This window comes from Saccharopolyspora sp. NPDC049357 (genome assembly GCF_040677225.1).
Classification (GTDB): Bacteria; Actinomycetota; Actinomycetes; order Mycobacteriales; family Pseudonocardiaceae; genus Saccharopolyspora.
The window spans coordinates 138091-158470 of record NZ_JBFAQJ010000012.1 but is presented as its reverse complement, the minus strand read 5'-3'; the positions used below and the strand labels follow the sequence as shown (position 1 = coordinate 158470).

Here is a 20380-nt window from a genome sequence, read left to right as displayed (position 1 = left end):
ATGTACGTCAAGGGCGACGAGCAGTACTTCATCGTGGACGGGCACATCCACTTCTGGGATGGCACGCCCGCGAACCAGGCCAACCGCTACGGCACGGGGTTCCTCAACTGCTTCTACGACTACCACTCCAACCTCAGCCCGGAGGAGCACAAGTGGTCGCTGGAGCACTTCCAGCTGCAGAGCGAGCAGGACGTGCTGCACGACCTGTTCGAGGTCGGTTACGTCGACAAGGCCATCTTCCAGCCGACCTACCTGACCGACTTCTTCGTCAACGGCTTCAACACGACAGAACGGGACGGCACCCTCGCCGAGAAGTACCCGGATCGCTTCATCGTCAACGGCAGCTGGGACCCGCGCGACGAGGAGGAGGGCCTGACCGCGCTGGAGCGGCAGGCGGAGCGCTGGAACCTGCGCGGCGTGAAGCTCTACACCGCCGAGTGGAAGGGCGCCTCCAAGGGCTGGAAGCTCTCCGACCCGTGGTCATACCGGTACCTGGACAAGTGCCAGGAGCTGGGGATCCGCAACATCCACGTGCACAAGGGGCCGACGATCTACCCGCTCAACCGGGACGCCTTCGACGTCGCCGACGTCGACGACGCGGCCACCGAGTTCCCGGAGCTGAACTTCATCGTCGAGCACTGCGGCCTGCCGAGGCTGGAGGACTTCTGCTGGATCGCCACGCAGGAGCCCAACGTCTACGGCGGTCTGGCGGTGGCGATGCCGTTCATCCACTCCCGGCCGCGCTACTTCGCCCAGATCATCGGTGAACTGCTCTACTGGCTGGACGAGAACCGGCTGACCTTCGCCAGCGACTACGCGATCTGGACGCCGCAGTGGCTGATCGAGAAGTTCGTGGACTTCCAGATCCCGGAGGACATGCAGTCCGAGTACGGCGTGCTCACCCCCGACGTCAAGCGCAAGGTCCTGGGCCTGAACATGGCCAAGCTCTACGACATCGAGGTGCCGGTGCAGATCCCGTCCGCGCGGGAGGCGGTGGCCCGATGACCGCGGCCTCCACTGTGGACACCGACGTGGTGGTGCGGGCGCTGGGCTCGGTGGTCGATCCGGAGCTGGACCGGCCGATCACCGAGCTCGGGTTCGTCGCCCGGTGCGAGGTGCGCGGCGACGGGGTGGAGGTCGACCTGCGGCTGCCGACCTACTTCTGCGCACCGAACTTCGCCTACCTGATGGTCGCCGACGCCCACGGCGCGCTGAGCTCGTTGCCCGGGGTCGGCCGCGTCTCGGTTCGCCTGCTCGACCACTTCGCGGCCGAGGAGATCAACGCCGGCGTCGCGGCGGGGGAGGGCTTCGACGCGGCGTTCCCCGGCCTCGCCGCCGGTGAGCTCGACGAGCTCCGCGCGGTGTTCCTGCGCAAGGCCCACGCGGCGGAGCAGGAGCGCCTCGCCGGAATCCTGCTCAAGTCCGGCCGCACCCACGAAGACCTGACCGCCCTGACCCTGGCCGACCTCCCGGACACGACGGCGCTCCGCCGCCTCCGCCGGCGACTCGGCCTCCGCGACGACGACCGGGCGCCGCTGCTCACCGACGACGCAGGCGATCCGCTCACGCAGGACGACCTCCCGCTCCGCCTGAGGATCGCCCGCACCACCCGGATCAGCATCGAAGCCAACCAGGCCTGGTGCCAAGGCCTCCTCGACACCCGCTACCCCCACCCGCAACCCCCAACCCACCCCCACTGACCAGATTTCAGTGGAACTCGGGGTCCGGATTTCAGTGGAACTCCGGTCCCGGATTTCAGTGGAACTCCGGTCGACGAAGTTGAATCGGTAGTGATGATGGGTTCAGTGGGGAGTGAAATTGACCGTGAGTGGGGTCGGTTTGGGAGGTCGGGTTGGGGTTGGGGGTCAGACCGCGGGGAGGGGTTGGGGGTGGTTGAGGAGGTCGGCGAAGGGGTCGCCGGTGGTGGCGAGGCGGTCGAGGACGGTGCGGATGGTCCAGCGGTCCGGGGTGAGGTCGGGATCGTCGAGCTCGTCCCACTCGAGGGGGACCGAGACCGGGGCGCCGGGCCGGGGGCGGGCGCTGTAGGGGGCGACCAGCGTCTTGTTGAGGACGTTCTGCGTGTAGTCCAGCCGCGCCAGCCCGCGCCGTTCGGTCTTCGTCCACGCCCAGCTGACGAGTTCCGGGACGGTGTTGCCGACGGCGCGCGACACCTTCTCCACCCACGCCCGGGTCTCGGCGTAGGTGTAGCGCGGCTCGATCGGAACCCAGATCTGGATGCCGCGCTGGCCGGTCACCTTCGGTTTCGCGACGACGCCCAGGTGATCCATCGCCGCCCGGTGCAGCCTCGCCAGCGTCAGCACCTCGTCGAAGCTCGTCTGCTCGCCGGGGTCGATGTCGAACAGCGCCCAGCTCGGATGGTCCACGTCGCTGGTCGGCGAGGTCCACGGGTGCAGTTCGAGCGCGGCGTAGTTGGCCAGCCAGGCGAGTGCGGCGGGGCTGTCCGGGACGATGTAGCGCTGCACGTCGTCGGCGTCGGCGCCGGGGTACTCCCAGGTCGACAGCCACTCCGGGGCGTGGCTCGGAGCCTGCTTGTGCCAGAAGCCGGGGGAGTCCACGCCGTTGGGGAAGCGGTGGCTGTTGAGCGCCCGTCCGGCCAGGTACGGCAGCATCACCGGCGCGATCTGAGCGTAATAGGCGACCAGCTCGCGCTTGGTGATCGGCTCCTCGCCGTCGCGGCCCGGGAAGAGGACCTTGTCCAGGTTGGTCAGGGAGATCCGGTGGCCCTGCAGGTTCCAGGTCCCCTTGGGCCTGAGTCCTTCCAGCTCGGCGAGCTCGGAATCGGTCGGTGGTTCCCAGCTCGGGTGGAGCCGGATCTCGGCCTGGTCGGCCGGCAGGTCTCCGCGCCACATCGCATCCGGGTCGGCGGCGACCTCCTCGTTGGTGCGACCGCTCTTGACCGACCTCGGGTGCTGCTCGGGGTCCCAGCCGTCCTCGGCGTGCTCGTCGCGCTTGTGCAGCAGCAGCCATTGCTTCTCGCCGCGCCGGACCAGCACGAACCGCCCGCGCAGCTTCTCGCCGTGCAGCTCGAAGTGCAGGGTGCCGGCTTCGAGGGCGGCGGCCGTGTCGTCCTCTCCCGGAGTCCAGGTGCCGCGGTCCCAGACGATCACGTCGCCGCCGCCGTACTCGCCCGCCGGGATGGTGCCCTCGAAGTCGGTGTACTCGAGCGGGTGGTCCTCGACCTGCACGGCCATCCGGCGCACCGAGGGGTCCAGCGTCGGCCCCTTGGGCACCGCCCAGCTCAGGAGCGCGCCGTCGAACTCCAGCCGCAGGTCGTAGTGCCTGCGGCGGGCGCGGTGGCGCTGCACGACGAAGCGGTCGCCGGTTCCGGTGGTGCCGTCGCCGCGGGGCTCGGCGGTGCGCTCGAAGTCGCGCTTCCGCCGGTAGGTCGCCAGTCGGCCTTCGTTCACGGGTTCAGCCTGACACGGGCGAGCGCAGGTCAGCGCGTCGTGACGAGCGGCTCGCCGGAGTTCGGCTGATCGCCGGGTCGCCGGGTTGGCATAAGATTGGTTGAAATCGAAAGGAGTTTGACCATGCCGCAGCCGCAAGGGGCCGAGCTGGAGGCCATCCGGACCCGCCGCGACGAGCTTCGCGACCAGTACCTGATGCCGAGCGGGAAGCGTCCGGCGCCGACCGTCAAGGGCTTCCACCACGTCGCGCTGATCTGCAAGGACGTCGAGGAGACCATCCGCTTCTACCAGGAGCTGCTGGGCTTCCCGCTGGTCGAGCTGGTGGAGAACCGCGACTACGCGGGTTCCAGCCACTTCTTCTTCGACGTCGGCAACCGCAACCTCCTGGGGTTCTTCGACTTCCCCGGTCACGACCACCCGCCGTTCGAGGAGACGATCGGCGCGGTGCAGCACATCGCGCTGTCCACCGACGCCGACAACTTCGCCGCCGCCCGCGAGCGGCTCGACGAGGCCGGCATCAGCTACGTCGGTCCGGACCGGGGCATCGACGACAGCCTCTACATCCGCGACCCCAACGGGATCGGCCTGGAGTTCTACCGCGAGGAGCTCGCGGTGTTCAACGGAACGCCGCTGCTGGGCTGACGGTTCCCGCGCGTCCAGCGGAGGTCGGCCGCGCGGTTTCCGCTGCGATCGCGGCGTTCTGCGCTGCGTAGACTGTCGCCGTGGAGTTGTTGCGCGGGGCGTTGGGCGTGGGCGGGGATCAAGCGCTGGAGGTGGCCACGGCGCACGCGATGCTGCGGCGGATCAGCGCGGGCGAGGCCGGAGCGGCGCTCCGGATCTACCGGCCCGAGGCGCGGGTGGTGGCCTTCGGCCGCCGGGACAGCCTGCTGCCGGGGTTCCCGGACGCCGTCGCCGCCGCGCGGGACGCCGGGTTCACGCCGGTGCTGCGGGCGCCTGGGGGACGGGCGGTCGCCTACACCGAGAACTCGCTGGTCGTCGACCACGCCGGGCCCGATCCGGGGCGGCTGGCGGGCTTGGAGGAGCGGTTCGTCGGCTACGCCGAGCTGTGGTCCGAGGTCCTCGCTCAGCACGGAATCGACGCGCAGGTCGGGGCGGTGCCGGGGGAGTACTGCCCTGGCGCGCACAGCGTCAACGCCCGGGGACAGGTCAAGCTCGTCGGCACGGCGCAGCGGATGGTGCGCGGCGCGTGGCTGTTCAGCGCGGTGGCGATCCTCGACGACGCCGACGTGCTGCGACCGCTGCTCACCGAGGTCTACCGCGCCCTGGACCTGCCCTTCGACGACGACTCGGTCGGTTCCATCGCCGATGAGGCCCCCGGTCGTTCGCTGGACGGGTTCGAGGACTCGGTCATCGCCGCCTACGACCAGCGCTGCGGGCTCGATCCGGCGGCGCTGCCGGAGGAACTGCTGACCCGCGCCAAGGCGCTGGCCGAGGACCACCGCGTCATCGCGTGACGGCCTGCGTCAGCATCGCCGGGCCGTTGGGCGTGCGCAGTTCCAGCGAACGGGTGTCGTTGCGTCGCACGGGTGTCGTCACCTCGAGCACGGCGGTCTTCTCGGTCCCCGGCCCGGTCTCGGTGATCTCGGTGGACAGCCGCAGCAGCCCGCTCCGCACCAGCAGCCCGCGCCGTCGGGGTAGTCGCTGACCCCGCCGGCCTCGGTACCCGTCGGGGGTGTGGTCCCGGTGCAGGTGCCCGACGGCAGGCAGGCCATAGTGGCCAGGCCGGACGACTCCGCGGTGGTGGCCTTCGACGCCGCCCGCACGCACCAGGGTTGCCCGGTCAAGCCCGAGGTCGCGGAGCTGACGTGCCCTTGCCGCGGTTCGGTCTTCGACGCGCTGTCCGGCTCGGGGAACAAGGGTCCGGCGGATCGCCCGCTGGCCTCGATCCCGGTCCGGGTGGAGGGCGACCAGATCGTGACCGCGTGAGTCCGCCGGTGGAGCCGGGCGTCGCCGACTCCCGGCTCCACCGCAGGTGGTACTACCCCGGAGGGGTATTCTGAATTGACATCGGACCTGGCTTGAAGAGGTACCCCCTGGGGGTATAGATTCGGGGTGTCGGCGCGAGGCGTCGGCGTGCAACCCGCGAACCGAGAGGGATGGACCGATGAGCGAGACGACCTACCACGTGACCGGAATGACCTGCCAGCACTGCGTGGCTTCGGTGACCGAGGAGGTCGGCGCCATCGACGGTGTGACCGACGTGAAGGTCGACCTGCCCAGCGGTGCGGTCACCGTCGTCGGCAGCGCGCAGGAGGCCGCTGTGCGCGCGGCTGTTGAAGAGGCCGGCTACGAGCTGGCCTCATGACGGACCGGACGGCGCGAAGGGAACTGGCATGACCACGGTAGAGCGCTCCACGGACCGGACCGTCGAGCTGGCGATCACCGGCATGACCTGCGCTTCGTGCGCCAACCGGATCGAGCGCAAGCTCAACAAGCTCGACGGCGTCGCCGCCAGCGTCAACTACGCCACGGAGAAGGCGCAGGTCACCGCGCCGGACGGCCTCGATCCGCAGCGGTTGGTCGAGGTCGTCGAAGCGGCCGGTTACGGTGCCGCGCTGCCCACCGCGGAGCCGGAGCAGGAGGAACCTGCCGACGCGCTGCGGCAGCGGCTGCTCGGTTCGCTGGCCCTGTCGGCGCCGGTCGTGGTGCTCGCGATGGTGCCGGCCCTGCAGTTCACCTACTGGCAGTGGATCTCGCTCGTGCTGGCCGCGCCGGTGGTGGTCTGGGGCGGCTGGCCGCTGCACCGCGCGGCCTGGCTGAACCTGCGGCACGGCGCGGCGACCATGGACACCCTGGTGTCGATGGGCACGCTCGCGGCGTTCCTCTGGTCGCTCTACGCGCTGCTGTTCGGGCACGCGGGCATGCCCGGCATGACCCACCCGTTCGCGCTGACCATCGAACGCGGCGATGCCACGAGCTCGATCTACCTGGAGGTCGCCGCCGCGGTCACCACGTTCGTGCTGGCCGGGCGCTACTTCGAGTCGCGCGCCAAGCGTCGTGCCGGAGCCGCGCTGCGGGCGCTGCTGGAACTGGGCGCCAAGGACGTGGCGGTGCTCCGCGAGGGTGCAGAGGTCCGGGTGCCCACGGCGCAGCTGGCCGTCGGCGATCGCTTCGTGGTCCGCCCCGGGGAGAAGATCGCCACCGATGGCGTGGTGGAGGAGGGCGGTTCGGCCGTCGACGCCTCGATGCTCACCGGTGAATCCGTTCCCGTCGAGGTCGGCCCGGGTGACGCGGTCGTGGGTGCGACCGTCAACGCCGGTGGCCGGCTGGTCGTGCGCGCCACCCAGATCGGGTCCGACACCCAGCTGTCGCAGATGGCGCGCATGGTCGAGGAGGCCCAGACCGGCAAGGCGCAGATCCAGCGGCTCGCCGACCGCGTGTCGGCGGTGTTCGTGCCGATCGTGATCGGCCTGGCGCTGCTGACCCTGCTGGGCTGGTTGGTCGCCGGGCAACCGGTGACGGCGGCGTTCACCGCCGCGGTGGCGGTGCTGATCATCGCCTGCCCCTGCGCGATGGGCCTGGCCACGCCGACCGCGCTGCTGGTGGGAACCGGTCGCGGCGCGCAGCTGGGAGTGCTCATCAAGGGACCGCAGGTCCTGGAGTCCACCCGGCGGATCGACACGGTCGTGCTGGACAAGACCGGAACCGTGACCACCGGGCGGATGCAGCTGCTCGACGTGCACACCGCCGAGGGCACCGGTCGCGACGAGGCGCTGCGCGTGGCCGGAGCCGTGGAGAACGCCTCCGAGCACCCCATCGCCCGCGCCATCACCACCGGTGCGCGCCACGAGGTCGGTGAGCTCCCGGAGGTCGGCGAGTTCGCCAACCTGGAAGGTCTCGGCGTCCAGGGGGTCGTCGAGGGGCGTGCGGCGCTGGCCGGTCGCGCGGCGCTGCTGGAGCAGTGGGGCCTGCGCCTCGACGGACCGCTCGCGGAGTCCAAGGCGGCGGCCGAGTCCGAGGGCAAGACCGCGATCGTCGTGGCCTGGGACGGCGCGGTGCGTGCCGTGCTGGTCGTGGCCGACACGGTGAAACCGACGTCGCAGCAGGCGATCTCGCAGCTGCGCGAGCTCGACCTGACCCCGGTGCTGCTCACCGGCGACAACGCGGCGGTGGCCGCCGCGGTCGCCGCGCAGGTCGGCATCGACGAGGTCATCGCCGAGGTCATGCCCGCCGACAAGGTCGAGGTCGTCAAGCGCCTGCAGGGCGAGGGCAAGGCGGTGGCGATGGTCGGCGACGGCGTCAACGACGCCGCGGCCCTGGCGCAGGCCGACCTCGGCCTGTCCATGGGAACCGGCACCGACATCGCCATCGAAGCCGGTGACCTGACGCTGGTGCGCGGAGACCTGCGCGCCGCGGTGGACGCGATCCGGCTGTCGCGGCGCACGCTGACGACCATCCGGGGCAACATGTTCTGGGCGCTGGCCTACAACGTGGCGGCGCTGCCGCTGGCGGCGGCCGGGCTGCTCAACCCGATGATCGCCGGTGCGGCGATGGCGTTCAGCTCCCTGTTCGTCGTCGGCAACAGCCTGCGCCTGCGTCGCTTCCGCACCACGGCGCGGTGACCGGCTCACCGCACAACGCCCACCCGGTCGATGATCGGGTGGGCGTTCGCGCGTGCCCCGCTTGACCAGGTGCGGTCCAATGGGGGCATGGCGGAATTCAGCACAGCAACCCTGCAACCAGGGCAGATCGAGTCCAACGACCAGGGCGAGCGCATCGGCAGGTCGACCGGTGGTCGGCTGGTGCAGCTGCGCCGCCGGCGCGCCGACCGCGGCTTCGTCGTCACCGTGGACGCAGAACCGCGCTCGGAGGTTCCCGCGGAGGTGCTCACGCTCGAGTGGTCGGCGGCCAACTCCGCGTTCGACCGCTTGATGCACGAGTACTGAGTCCGGCGCACCCGGCGTCGAGGCGGTCGAGGGCTCGACGCCGGTTTCGGATTCTGTATCCGATCACGCGGGTTTCGGTCACACGGACCTCGGGTAGTGCGGGAACGTCCCACAAACGCAACGAAGAGGAGGCCGATCATGACCACGGCTCGCGACATCATGCATCCTGGTGCGGAGTGCATCGGGGAGAACGAAACCCTCTTCAAGGCCGCGCAGATGATGCGCGATCTCGACGTCGGTTCGCTGCCGATCTGCGGGCAGGACGACCGGCTGCACGGCATCATCACCGATCGCGACATCGTGCTCCGCTGTTGCGCGGAGGGCCGCGACCCGGCACAGGTCAAAGCGGGCGAGTTGGCGCAGGGAGCGCCACACTGGATCGATGCGCGCGCGGACGTCGACCAGGTGCTGACGATGATGGAAGAGCACAAGATCCGCCGGATGCCGGTGATATCCGACCACCGGTTGGTAGGCATGATCAGTCAGGCCGATCTCGCCCAGCACATCGGCGAAGACCAGCTCGCGCACTTCGTGGAGACGATCTGCGCCGGGAAGTGAGATGACGACACGGGTGTTCGTGGTCGATGACCACGACGTGATCAGGCGCGGCATCGCCGCGCTGGTCGATGCCGAGCAAGACCTGGAACTGGTGGGAGAGGCGGGCAGCGTGGCCGAGGCGCTGGCCTGGGTGCCGAAGCGGAACCCCCAGGTCGCGGTGCTCGACGTGCGTCTGCCCGACGGCAACGGCGTCGAGCTGTGCCGCGAGCTTCGCTCCCAGCTGCCGGAGCTGCGCTGCCTGATCCTGACCTCGTTCGACGATCACGAGGCCCTGATGGACGCGATCATGGCCGGCGCCAGCGGATTCGTGCTCAAGGGCGTGGTCAGCCAGGAGCTGGTCAGCGCCCTGCGCACGGTCGGCGCGGGCAAGTCGCTGCTGAGCCCGCAGCGGACCGAGGCCATGCTCAACTGGCTGCGCAAGGAGCAGGAGAAGGCCGACCCGCTGCGGGAGCTCACCGCCCGCGAGCGGCAGGTGCTGGAGCTCATCGGCGAGGGCATGACCAACCGCGAGATCGCCGAGCGGATGGTGCTGGCCGAGAAGACAATCAAGAACTACGTGTCGCAGATGCTGGCCAAGCTGGCGATGCGGCACCGCAGCGAGGCCGCGGTGCTGGCCACCGAACTGCGGCTGGACCGCGATTCCCGCAACAAGCACTGAGGCGCCGGAGCGGGAGGAGGGCGTCGATGTCACAACCGCCGGACCGCGACGACGCCGAACAGGTGCTGGCCCGGTTGCTGCCCGCCCTGCGGGAGCTGCGTGACGGCAACTTCCGGCGTCGCCTGGTGGTCACCGGCGACGGTGCCGCGGCGGAAGCGGCCGCGATCTACAACGAGGTGGCCGAGCGCAACCAGCGGCTGGCCGGTGAGCTGCAGCGGGTGGGGGAGTCGGTGGCGCGCGGTCAGCTGCCGGTCGCCCCGGTCGCCCTCGACGGGGACGTCGAGGGCGGGTGGGCGCTGTCGGCGGACTCGGTGAACTTCATGGCCGACAACCTCACCAGCCAGGTGCGCGACATCGCCAACGTCGCCACGGCGGTGGCGGCCGGTGATCTGACGCAGAAGATCGACGTCGACGCGCAGGGCGAGATCCTGCAGCTCAAGAACACGATCAACACGATGGTCGATCAGCTCTCGGCGTTCGCCGCCGAGGTCACGCGGGTGGCCCGCGAGGTGGGCACCGAGGGCAAGCTCGGCGGCCAGGCGCGGGTGTACGGCGTGGCGGGGATCTGGAAGGACCTCACCGACAACGTCAACATCATGGCCGACAACCTGACAAACCAGGTGCGCGGCATCGCCCAGGTGACCACGGCCGTGGCGCGCGGCGATCTGTCCAAGAAGATCGACGTCAACGCGCGCGGCGAGATCCTGGAGCTCAAGACGACGATCAACACGATGGTCGATCAGCTCTCGGCGTTCGCCGCCGAGGTCACGCGGGTGGCCCGCGAGGTGGGCACCGAGGGCAAGCTCGGCGGCCAGGCGGAGGTCGCCGACGTCTCCGGCACGTGGCGGCGGCTGACCGAGAGCGTCAACCGGCTCGCCGGGAACCTGACCACCCAGGTCCGTGCCATCGCCCAGGTCGCCACCGCGGTCACCGAAGGGGACCTGACCAGGCAGATCACCGTCGACGCCTCCGGCGAGGTAGCTGAGCTCAAGGACAACATCAACGCGATGATCAGCAACCTCAAGGAGACGACCCGCGCCAACCAGGAGCAGGACTGGCTCAAGACGAACCTGGCGCGGATCTCCGCGCTGATGCAGGGCCAGCACGACCTCGACGCGCTCGCGCAGCTGATCATGTCCGAGCTCGCGCCGCTGGTGTCGGCCCACCACGGCGCGTTCTTCCTGACCCGCACCGCCGAGGACGGCCACCGCTACCTGGAGCACACCGCGGGCTACGGCAGCCCGCCGGCGCGCGAGGGCCCGCCGCTGCGGTTCGAGTTCGGGGAGTCCCTGGTGGGGCAGGCGGCCGTGGACCGCAGGTCGATCCTGGTGGAGGACGCGCCGCCGGACCACATCCACATCACCTCGGGGCTGGGCGCCTCGGCGCCGATCAGCGTGGCCATCGTGCCGGTGCTGTTCGAGGGCGCGGTGCTCGGCGTGATCGAGCTCGCCGGGATCCACCGGTTCAGCTCGGTGCACCTGGACCTGCTGGACCGGCTCAAGGAGTCCATCGGCGTCGAGGTCAACACCATCGTGGTCAACACGCGCACCGAAGCGCTGCTCGGTGAGTCCCAGCACCTGGCCAGCGAGTTGCAGGCCCGTTCCGAGCAGCTGCAGAACCAGCAGGACGAGCTGCAGCGCTCCAACATCGAGCTGGAGGACAAGGCCGCGCTGCTGGCCAGCCGGAACAAGGACATCGAGCTCAAGAACATCGAGATCGAGCAGGCTCGGCAGGAGCTCGAAGAACGCGCCCGCCAGCTCTCGCAGGCCTCGGCCTACAAGTCGGAGTTCCTGGCCAACATGTCCCACGAGCTGCGGACACCGCTCAACAGCGTGCTGATCCTGGCCAAGCTGCTCGCCGACAACATGGACGGCAACCTCACCCCGCAGCAGGTGGACCTGGCCAAGACGGTGCACCAGGCCGGATCGGACCTGCTGCAGCTGATCAACGACGTGCTCGACCTCTCCAAGGTGGAAGCCGGGCAGATGAACCTGCTGCCCGAGGACGTCGAGCTCGGCGAGCTGGCGCGCAGCGTGGAGTCCATGTACCGGCCGGTCGCCGCGGAGAAGGGCCTGGACTTCCGGGTCGTCGTCGCGCCGTCGCTGCCGTCGAGCGTGCACACCGACCGCAGCCGGCTGGAGCAGATCGTGCGCAACCTGCTGGCCAACGCGGTGAAGTTCACCGACCGAGGCAGCGTCGAACTGCGGATCCGCCCGGCCCAGCCCACCGAGGTCAACAGCGGGGCGCTGCGCCGGGCCCGGCAGCGCATCGTGTTCTCGGTGCGCGACACCGGGATCGGCATCCCCGCCGACAAGCTGTCGCTGATCTTCGAAGCGTTCCAGCAGGTCGACGGCACCACGGTGCGCAAGTACGGCGGCACGGGCCTGGGGCTGTCGATCAGCCGGGAGCTGACCACGCTGCTCGGCGGCGAGCTGCAGGTGCGCAGCGAACCCGGCCAGGGCAGCACCTTCAGCCTCTTCCTGCCGAGCGAACCCGCTGCCGACACACCGCCTCAGGTGGTGGAACCCGCGGACGACGAAACAGCTCCCGAGGTAGCGCCTGCGGACGACGAGACGCTCGCGATCGAGACGCCCGCGGTCGAAGCCTCCGTGACCGAAATACCGCCGCACCAGCGGGTTCCGTCCGAGGCCGAGAGCAGCCTGGACGTCTCCGCCGAAGGCATCGATCCGCCGCTGCGCTCCAGCGAGCTGCTCAACCGGGAGACGAAGCCGCACGTGCACCGCACCGCCGAGCCCGGACAACGCGGCGCGCTGCAGTTCAACTCGGAGAAGGTGCTGGTCGTCGACGACGACGAGCGTAGCGTGCACGCCATGCGGGTGCTGCTGGAACAGCACGGGCTGCTGGTCGTGCACGCCGACAACGCGCTGGGCGCGCTCCGGGAACTGCGCAGGCACAACGACATCGTCATCGTGCTGATGGACGTGATGATGCCGCAGCTGGACGGCAACGAGGCCATCCGCATGATCCGCGAGATGCCCCGCTACCGGAATCTGACCATCATCGCCGTGACCGCCAAGGCGATGAAGGGCGACCGCGAGCAGAGCATCGCGGCGGGCGCAACGGAGTACCTGACCAAACCGGTCGACGCCGACCGGCTCCTGGACCTGCTCTCGGAACACCTACCAGCGGGAATGGTCACCGAAGTCGACTAGCGCCCGCCGTCTGCCACATCGCGCACAACGTTGCGCACTGTGCACTCGCTGGATAGGACTATTGCGTGATTCGCGCAGCGATCTCTATGGTTAGACCAAGCCCGACGGGGGGTGCTCGTTGGGTGTTTCGGCGAGCAGAAGAGCAGGTGATCATGGGATCGCGAGTCCTGGTCGTGGCCGATGACCTCAGCGGTGCCGGTGATTCCGGAGTCCCCTTCGCGCTGCGCGAAATGCGCACTCTGCTGGCGTTGGACGACACCGGTGACGCCGAGGTGTTCGTGGCCGACACCGACAGCAGGCACATCGAACCCGATCTCGCCGCCAAGCGCGTGCACGAGGCACTGGACGGGCACGCGCAAGGCCGCGTCGTTTTCAAGAAGATCGATTCCACGCTTCGCGGCAACGTGTCCGCCGAAGTCGGTGCGATCGTCGAGCACGCCGACGGAGCGGGGGTGCTGCTGTGCCCGGCCTCGCCGGCCACCGGTCGCACCGTGCTCGGCGGAGTCGTGCACATCAACGGAATCCCGCTGCACCACACCGATTCCTGGAACACCGAACCCGACGACCCTCCGGCGGACATCGCTTCCGCGCTGGACGGGCTGAAAGTCCGCCACGTCGCCCTGGCCTCGGTGCGCGGCAAGCCCGCGCAGCTGCGCCAACGGGTCGCGCAGCTGCTCACCGAAGCCGACGTGGTCATCTGCGACGCGGTGTCGGAGAGCGACCTGCGCGCCGTGGCCACCGCGGGCTCCGCCGCGGCCACCCCGCCGCACTGGGTGGGAGCCGCCGGCCTGGCCGACGCGCTGGCCGAACTGCTGCGCCCCGGATACGACATCGAACCGCCACCTCCGGTCGACGGACCCGTGCTGGCCGTGGTCGGCAGCGCCCACCGCGTCTCCCGCCAGCAGGCCGACTACCTCGCCGAACGCTTCGGGCACACCCGTCGGCTCTCGGCGCGCGCCCTCGTCGACGCCGAGCCCGCCGCGCTCGCGCGCATCGGCGAACAACTCCACGACGCGCTGTGCACCGGTGACGTGCTGGTCACCGTGGATGGCCCGGTGGAAGCGTGCCTGGCACGAGAGCTCACCGCCGCGCTCGCGGAGGTGTGCGCACCGGCGACCGAACGGGCCGGGCTGCTGGTGCTCACCGGCGGCGAAACCGCCCGCGCCGTCCTCGGCAGACGCGGGGTCAGCGGGTTACGGCTGCTCAACGAGCTGGAACCCGGTGTGGTGCTGGGCCGCACCATCGAGAAGGAGCCCGGTTACGTCATCACCAAGGCCGGCGCGTTCGGTGCGCCGGACACCCTGCACCGCGCGGTGTCCGCGGTGCGCTGCGGAAGGGCCGTCGCGTGACCTTGCCTGCCATCGCCGTCACCATGGGCGACGCCGCTGGAGTCGGGCCCGAAGTGATCGTGCGCGCGCTCGCCGAACCCGAGCTGCAGGGCCTGGCCCGCCCGGTGGTGATCGGCGATGCCGCCCGGTTGACCCGGGCCGCCGAGATCTGCGGGATCGACGTGCGCGTCAAACCGGTCTCCGGACCGGCCGAGGCCACCGAGGACCCGGACACCATCGAGGTGCTCGACCTCGGCGGCATCCCGCCGGACCTGCCCTTCGGGGAGCTCTCCGCGCTGGCCGGTGAAGGCGCCTACCGCTACGTCGCCAAGGCCGCCGAGCTGGCGATGGCAGGGCAGGTGCAGGCGATCTGCACCGCGCCGCTGAACAAGGCCGCGCTGCATTCCGCCGGGCACCGCTACCCCGGGCACACCGAACTGCTCGCCGAGCTGTGCGGTGTGCCGGAGGTGTCGATGATGCTGTCCACCGGGACGGTGCGGGTCATCCACGTGACCACGCACATCGGGCTCATCGACGCCATCGAGCGGATCGAACCCGGACTGGTCGAGCGCACCGTGCGACGCGGCCACCGCACGCTGGTGGACTCCGGCGTCGCCGCGCCCCGCATCGCGGTGTGCGGCATCAACCCGCACGCGGGGGAGAACGGCCTGTTCGGGCACGGCGAGGAAGAGGCCAAGATCGAGCCGGCGCTGGACGCCTGCCGCGCCGACGGCATCGACGCGCAGGGCCCGCTGCCTGCCGACACGGTCTTCTTCCGCGCCGGACGAGGCGATTTCGACCTGGTCGTGGCGATGTACCACGACCAGGGGCACGGGCCGGTGAAGATCCTCGGCCTGGAAGCAGGGGTGAACATCACCGTGGGGCTGCCGGTCATCCGGACCTCGGTGGATCATGGGACGGCCTTCGACATCGCGGGCACCGGCACGGCCGAGGCGGGCAGCATGCTGGAGGCCCTGCGCCAAGCGGCGGCACTGGCCGGAAGACCATGATCCGGTTCTGGGAGGATCGCGACGTGAGCGCGGAAGTCGAAGGACGCCTCTCGGCAGGGCAGCGCCGGGCGTTGATAGAGCGGCTGGTGACCGAGCAGGGCGCGGTCCAGGTCGAGGAGCTGGCCGCGTCGCTGGCGGTCACGCCATCGACGATCCGGCGCGACCTGCAACTGCTGACCGACCAGGGCAAGCTCGCCCGCACCTACGGCGGTGCGATGCCGGCGACCAGCGCGGAACCCTCGCTGGGGCAGCGCACGGCGCTGGCCTCGGCGGAGAAGGATCGCATCGCCGCGTGGGCGGCCGACCAGGTCTCCACCGGCGACACGCTGATCCTCGACGCCGGCACCACCACCGGGAAGCTGGCCCACCGGCTGCGCGATCGCTCCGGGTTGACGGTGATCACCAACAGCGTGATGGCGCTGACCGAGCTGGTCGACGCCGACCCGGTGCAGGTGGTCTCGCTGGCCGGCGAGCTGCGGCACATCAGCCAGGGCTTCGTCGGTCCGCTGGCGGAGCTGACGTTGTCCCGGGTGACCGCGGACAAGGCGTTCCTGGGTGCCGACGGCCTCGATTCCCGCCACGGCATCTGCGAGGCGAGTCTGCTGCAGACCCGCCTCAAGGAGCAGATGATCGCCCAGTCCCGCGAGGTCTTCATCCTCGCCGACAGCAGCAAGCTCGGCGCCAAGCCCTTCAACGCCTGGGCGCCGCTCCCGGCGACGTGGACCCTCGTCACCGACACCAACGCGGACGAGACCGACCTGGCTCCGTTCCGCTGCCTCGCCGGGGTCAGCATCATCACCGTCTGACCTCGGGGTTCACGGTGTCGCCGCCCAGCGGTGGTGGTGCGCAGCGGGCGGTTGTGGTCTGAACTGACCGTGGTCGATGTCCTTTTCGCCCGGTCGGTCCGGACCACAACCGCCCGCTGCCCGGGATCTCGGCCACAGTGGACTTCGCGGTCGCGTTCCCGGTGTTACCGTTCGCGCGGCTAACGACCGTCGCGGTGTGGAGGTGACGCGGTGAACTCCCGGGTCGCGCTGTACATCGGAGGGCTGCTCGGGCCCTTCGGCGCGGGCATCGTCGCCGCGATGCTGCCGGAGCTCAGCGCCGACTTCGCCGTGACGCCGAGCCTGGCCGCGACCTCCACCACCGCCTACCTGCTGCCCTTCGCCCTGGTCATGCTCGTGTCCGGCAACCTCGGCGAGCGGTGGGGGAGCAGCCGCACCATCCGCGTCGCCTACATCGGGTACGCCGTGGTCGCGGTGCTCGGGGCCATCGCGCCGTGGTTCTGGCTGTTCCAGGTCACCCGCGCGCTGCAGGGCGTGGCCAACGCCTTCACCACGCCGCTGCTGCTCTCCAAGATCGCCGCCGGGACACCCCGGCAACGACTCGGCCGCGCGATGGGCACCTACGGCGCGATGCAGGCCATCGGTCAGACCACCGCACCGCTGGTCGGCGGGCTCGCCGCGGAGAGCGCCTGGCAGCTCGCCTTCGTCGGCGTCGCCGTCGTCGCCGCGCTGCTCGCCGTCAGCCCGCTGCCACCCGACTCCGAGCCCGCGGGCACCCGCGCACCTGCGGCGTTGCGCGACGCCTGGACGCCGATGGTGCTGCTCAGCGGCGGAATCGCCGGCGTCGCCTGGATGTGCTCGGCCGGACTGCCGTTCCTGGTCTCCTTCCGCCTCGACGACGCCTTCGCCCTCAGCCCTGGCGCGCGCGGCCTGGCGCTGACCGCTTACGGCGTCGCCGGCGTGCTCGGCGCCCGGCTGACCGGCAGCGCCGTGGACCGCTTCGGCGTGCGAGCCATGCTGATCACCGGCGTCCTGTCCGCAGCGGTCGCCGTCGCCGCGATCGGCCTGGTCGACTCGCTGCCCGTGGTCGTGCTCGCCTGGGCCGCCGCCGGGGTGTGCGGACAGCTGATCCTGGTCGCCGTGCACTCCACCGTGCTCGGCGGAAGCGGCGGGAGCGGGGCCATCTCGGTGGTCACCGCATGGCGCTTCCTCGGGATGTCGGCCGCACCCGCGGTGTTCACCGGGCTGTACTACCGCGATCCCGCCCTCGGATTCGGGCTCGCGGGCCTGCTGCTGGCACTCATGATTCCCGTTGTTTCCATTTGGTGGCCTCGGACGCCCCGCGCCTCCGACTGACTTATCGCAGCTCGCAGCGGATTTCGGGCACCGAAGCGTCCATTTCACGCCATCTCGTCACCAGATTTGTGTCACCCAATGGTGATCGTTTCTGTGTCACGCTTCCCCCGACTCGACCACGGGGAGAGGGAATCATGAAGATCACCCGCTGGAAGCCATTATCGCTGCTGTGCGGAGCGGTTCTGGTGGCCGTGCCGACCGCCGCCGTCGCGGTGGCCTCGCCCGCCCAGCCCACCGCCGAGGACTACTACCAGGACGCCATCGGCAAGACCGGCCCCGAGCTGGAAGCCGCCCTGCACGGCATCATCAGCAACGGCGTGACCACCCTGAACTACGACGACGTCTGGGAAGCCCTCAAGGTCACCGACGAGGACCCCAACAACACCGGCAACGTCGTCCTGCTCTACACCGGCCGCTCCCAGGCCAAGGACACCAACGGCGGCGACGCCGACCAGTGGAACCGCGAGCACGTCTGGGCCAAGTCCCACGGTGACTTCGACACCGTGCCCGGACCGGGCACCGACGTCCACCACCTGCGGCCCACCGACGTCACGGTCAACGCCGACCGCGGCAGCAAGGACTTCGACATGGGCGGCACCGAGTCCGCCGAAGCCCCCGGCAACTTCACCGACGACGACTCGTGGGAGCCCCGCGACGCCGTCAAGGGCGACGTCGCCCGGATGATCTTCTACATGTCCGTGCGCTACGAGGGCACCGACGGCTTCGCCGACCTCGAGGTCAACGACCAGGTCGGCAACGGCAGCGCCCCCAACATCGGCAAGCTCTCGGTCCTCAAGCAGTGGAACGAGCAGGACCCGCCGGACGCCTTCGAGCAGCGCCGCAACGAGGTCATCTTCACCGACATCCAGCACAACAGGAACCCGTTCGTGGACCACCCGGAATGGGTCGAAGAAATCTGGTGATCTCTTTTTGAGTCTTCGCTGATCGGCTTGCTCGGCGGTGCGGGTAGCGGAACCTGAGGCGGCCCTCCTGCTCCGGGCGCCTCGACTCATGTATGCCAATACACGGCGTCGAGGCGTCCTCACAGGAGAACCGCCTCAGAACCCGCGGCGGTGCGAGTTGCTCAGGTGGGGTGAGGAGAAAGCGACTTCGTCGCTTGCCTGACGTGCGCCATTCGCCTTCTCGGTCAGCCCGGGATGACTCCGTCTTGGACGAGGCCTCGGTAGATGGCTTCGCTGACGACCTGCAGCGAGGACATGGGCCGGATCATCACCGTGAAGGTGGTGATCCGGTCCTGTGCGTTGAGGTGGATGAGGTCGATGCCCTCGACCTGCTTGCCGTCGACGACCGTGCGGAAGTGCAGGACGTGGGCCCGGGTGTTCTCGCCGTCGGGTGTCTGCCCCTCGCCGGGGAATTCGCCGACGTAGCGGAAGTCCTCGAAAGTCCGCTGCAGCACCCGGAAGAGCGCGCGCACGGTGTCGATGCCCTCGAACGGCGTGAACTTCACCGGGCTGAAGAAGCGGATGTCCTCGGTGAACTCCTCGACCGCTGCGTCGAAGTCGCCCGCTTCGATGGCTGCGCGAAAGCGTTCTGCGGCGTTCATGTTCCTCGATCCTGGTCGTCGTCGAGTGCTCGGATCGTCTCCTCGCACCACTCCAGCAGCGCCTGCTCGGTGTGGATCCCGCCGCTGAGCACCAAGTGCTGGTGCAACGCCTGGCCGGACAGCTTCGCGGTGTCGGGGAAGTCCCGCCGCTCGATCTCGCGGTAGATCGCCAGCCGCGCGGCGTGCTGGTCTCGATGGCGCGCGATCTCCTCCCGCACCTGCGCGACGTCGCCGAACGACGCCCCGCGCAGCTTGACCGTCAGGTCGTTGCGGGTGGAGGCGGGTTCAGCGATCCAGCGCGCGAGCTCCTCGCCGCCGGACTCGCTGACCCGGTAGACCTTCTTGTCCGGCCGCTTCTGCTGAGCGACCTCGTCGCAGTCGACCCAGCCGAGCTCGACCATGCGCTTGAGGCTGCGGTAGATCTGCTGGTGGCTCGCCGCCCAGAAGTACCCGATCGACTTGTCGAACCGCCGCGCCAGCTCGTAGCCCGAGCCCGCGCGTTCCCGCAACGACACCAGGATCGCGTACTCCAGAGACAACGGCAGCCTCCCTCTCAGCCGGCGACGAGCTTCCCGAGCCGGTGGTGGATGAGCTCGCCCGCCTCCGTGACGATGCGGTCGACCAGGTCCCCGACGGTCGGAACGTCGTTGATCAGTCCCTGGACCATACCGACGCTCCAGATGCCCAGTTCGGTGTCACCCTGCTCGTAGACCTGGCGGCCCCGGGCACCGGCGACCAGCTCCCGGACGTCCTCGAACGCGCCACCGTCGTCGAGCTTGGCGACGACCTCGCGGCTGACCGAGTTGCTGGCCACCCGCGCGGTGTTGCGCAACGGGCGGAAGATCAGCTCGGTGTCGCGCTCGCCCGCCTCGGTGATGCGCTTCTTGACGTCGTCGTGGATCGGCGACTCCTGGGTGCACATGAAGCGGGTACCCATGTTCACCCCGTCGGCGCCGAGCGCCAGCGCCGCGACCAGGCCGCGGGCGTCGGCGAAGCCTCCGGAGGCGATGATCGGGATGTTGAGCTCGTCGGCGGCCCGGGGGATGAGCACCAGACCTGGGATGTCGTCCTCGCCCGGGTGCCCGGCGCACTCGAAGCCGTCGATGCTCACGCCGTCCACGCCCAGCTGCTGGGCCTTGAGCGCGTGCCGCACGCTCGTGCACTTGTGCAGGACCTTCACCCCGGCGGGCTTGAAGGCCGCGACCTGGTCGGCCGGGTTGGACCCGGCGGTCTCCACGATCGTGATGCCGGATTCGATGATCGCCTGCCGGTACTCCGCGTAGGGCGGTGGCGTGATCGCGGGCAGGATCGTGAGGTTGACGCCGAAGGGCTTGTCGGTCAGGTCGCGGCAGCGCGCGATCTCCTTGACCAGATCTTCCGGCGTGGGCTGGGTCAGCGCGGTGATCATGCCCAGAGCGCCGGCGTTGGCGACCGAAGCCACCAGCTCGGCGCGGCCGACCCATTGCATGCCGCCTTGCACGATGGGGTGCTCGACGCCGAACTCCTCGGTGAACCTGGTCCGCAGCACGATGCTCACTGCCCTTCTGAAAGTCAAAACCGCTCCGGCGAACCTCGACGGTACTGTGCACCGAGTTGCAATGCAACTGGTTGCA

At 69.8% G+C, this 20380-nt stretch carries 21 protein-coding genes; 16 read left to right on the top strand and 5 right to left on the bottom strand.

What is annotated here, in order from left to right; all coding sequences use genetic code 11:
* Together AB0J91_RS13275 and AB0J91_RS13270 are read left to right on the top strand one after the other, a co-directional pair.
* On the top strand, positions 1–1005 hold the full coding sequence (locus AB0J91_RS13275) for an amidohydrolase family protein (protein ID WP_363867726.1): 1005 nt from the start codon (positions 1–3) through the stop codon (positions 1003–1005).
* Positions 1002–1700 (top strand): iron-sulfur cluster assembly protein, encoded by a 699-nt coding sequence (locus AB0J91_RS13270; RefSeq protein WP_363867723.1) that lies wholly within the window; start codon positions 1002–1004, stop codon positions 1698–1700. Before AB0J91_RS13275 ends, AB0J91_RS13270 begins: the two co-directional genes overlap by 4 nt.
* A gap of 165 nt (positions 1701–1865) precedes the next feature.
* Here the strand turns inward: AB0J91_RS13270 and ligD are convergent, their stop codons facing one another.
* A complete protein-coding gene (gene ligD, locus AB0J91_RS13265; protein ID WP_363867720.1) occupies positions 1866–3428 on the bottom strand; it encodes a non-homologous end-joining DNA ligase in 1563 nt (520 codons plus the stop codon).
* A gap of 123 nt (positions 3429–3551) precedes the next feature.
* Here ligD and AB0J91_RS13260 point away from each other — a divergent pair, with 123 nt between their 5' ends.
* Together AB0J91_RS13260 and AB0J91_RS13255 are read left to right on the top strand one after the other, a co-directional pair.
* Positions 3552–4070, top strand: coding sequence for a VOC family protein (locus tag AB0J91_RS13260; protein WP_363867717.1), 519 nt, complete (start codon positions 3552–3554; stop codon positions 4068–4070).
* Between the two features lie 80 nt (positions 4071–4150).
* Positions 4151–4903: a lipoate--protein ligase family protein gene (locus tag AB0J91_RS13255; RefSeq protein WP_363867714.1), complete on the top strand. Its 753-nt coding sequence runs from the start codon at positions 4151–4153 to the stop codon at positions 4901–4903.
* Here the strand turns inward: AB0J91_RS13255 and AB0J91_RS13250 are convergent.
* Entirely contained in the window at positions 4893–5063 is a 171-nt protein-coding gene (locus tag AB0J91_RS13250) for a hypothetical protein (protein ID WP_363867711.1), read from the bottom strand. The genes AB0J91_RS13255 and AB0J91_RS13250 overlap by 11 nt on opposite strands.
* A gap of 69 nt (positions 5064–5132) precedes the next feature.
* Here AB0J91_RS13250 and AB0J91_RS13245 point away from each other — a divergent pair, with 69 nt between their 5' ends.
* From AB0J91_RS13245 to AB0J91_RS13190, 12 genes are all read left to right on the top strand, one after another.
* Complete coding sequence (locus AB0J91_RS13245) at positions 5133–5375, top strand: Rieske (2Fe-2S) protein (RefSeq protein WP_363867709.1); 243 nt, start codon at positions 5133–5135, stop codon at positions 5373–5375.
* A 178-nt stretch (positions 5376–5553) separates the two neighbouring features.
* The gene (locus tag AB0J91_RS13240; RefSeq protein WP_132677730.1) at positions 5554–5754 is read left to right on the top strand and encodes a heavy-metal-associated domain-containing protein; all 201 of its coding nucleotides are present in this window, start codon (positions 5554–5556) and stop codon (positions 5752–5754) included.
* A 28-nt stretch (positions 5755–5782) separates the two neighbouring features.
* Entirely contained in the window at positions 5783–8011 is a 2229-nt protein-coding gene (locus AB0J91_RS13235) for a heavy metal translocating P-type ATPase (protein ID WP_363867705.1), read from the top strand.
* 87 nt (positions 8012–8098) lie between these two features.
* Complete coding sequence (locus AB0J91_RS13230; protein ID WP_363788824.1) at positions 8099–8335, top strand: hypothetical protein; 237 nt, start codon at positions 8099–8101, stop codon at positions 8333–8335.
* Between the two features lie 138 nt (positions 8336–8473).
* Positions 8474–8893: a CBS domain-containing protein gene (locus tag AB0J91_RS13225; RefSeq protein ID WP_363867702.1), complete on the top strand. Its 420-nt coding sequence runs from the start codon at positions 8474–8476 to the stop codon at positions 8891–8893.
* Position 8894: 1 nt separating this feature from the next.
* Positions 8895–9551 carry a response regulator transcription factor gene (locus AB0J91_RS13220; RefSeq protein ID WP_363788820.1) on the top strand — a complete coding sequence of 219 codons (657 nt, stop codon included), beginning with the start codon at positions 8895–8897 and terminating at the stop codon, positions 9549–9551.
* A 26-nt stretch (positions 9552–9577) separates the two neighbouring features.
* A complete protein-coding gene (locus AB0J91_RS13215; protein ID WP_363867699.1) occupies positions 9578–12724 on the top strand; it encodes a HAMP domain-containing protein in 3147 nt (1048 codons plus the stop codon).
* A gap of 152 nt (positions 12725–12876) precedes the next feature.
* Entirely contained in the window at positions 12877–14073 is a 1197-nt protein-coding gene (locus AB0J91_RS13210; RefSeq protein ID WP_363867697.1) for a four-carbon acid sugar kinase family protein, read from the top strand.
* On the top strand, positions 14070–15062 hold the full coding sequence (gene pdxA / locus AB0J91_RS13205; RefSeq protein WP_363867694.1) for a 4-hydroxythreonine-4-phosphate dehydrogenase PdxA: 993 nt from the start codon (positions 14070–14072) through the stop codon (positions 15060–15062). The genes AB0J91_RS13210 and pdxA overlap by 4 nt, the downstream gene beginning before the upstream one ends.
* Before the next feature lie 23 nt (positions 15063–15085).
* Entirely contained in the window at positions 15086–15868 is a 783-nt protein-coding gene (locus tag AB0J91_RS13200; RefSeq protein ID WP_363867691.1) for a DeoR/GlpR family DNA-binding transcription regulator, read from the top strand.
* A gap of 210 nt (positions 15869–16078) precedes the next feature.
* Positions 16079–17203, top strand: coding sequence for an MFS transporter (locus AB0J91_RS13195; protein WP_363867688.1), 1125 nt, complete (start codon positions 16079–16081; stop codon positions 17201–17203).
* 134 nt (positions 17204–17337) lie between these two features.
* Entirely contained in the window at positions 17338–18126 is a 789-nt protein-coding gene (locus tag AB0J91_RS13190) for an endonuclease (protein WP_363867685.1), read from the top strand.
* Positions 18127–18350: 224 nt separating this feature from the next.
* Here AB0J91_RS13190 and AB0J91_RS13185 read toward each other — a convergent pair whose 3' ends face one another.
* Genes AB0J91_RS13185 through AB0J91_RS13175 form a run of 3 tightly spaced genes read right to left on the bottom strand, consistent with a single transcriptional unit; the run spans position 18351 to position 20295 of the window.
* Positions 18351–18767 carry a nuclear transport factor 2 family protein gene (locus AB0J91_RS13185; RefSeq protein WP_363867682.1) on the bottom strand — a complete coding sequence of 139 codons (417 nt, stop codon included), beginning with the start codon at positions 18765–18767 and terminating at the stop codon, positions 18351–18353.
* Complete coding sequence (locus AB0J91_RS13180) at positions 18764–19306, bottom strand: PadR family transcriptional regulator (RefSeq protein ID WP_363867679.1); 543 nt, start codon at positions 19304–19306, stop codon at positions 18764–18766. The genes AB0J91_RS13185 and AB0J91_RS13180 overlap by 4 nt, the downstream gene beginning before the upstream one ends.
* Positions 19307–19320: 14 nt before the next feature.
* The gene (locus AB0J91_RS13175) at positions 19321–20295 is read right to left on the bottom strand and encodes a nitronate monooxygenase family protein (protein WP_363867786.1); all 975 of its coding nucleotides are present in this window, start codon (positions 20293–20295) and stop codon (positions 19321–19323) included.
* Positions 20296–20380 lie beyond the last annotated feature (85 nt).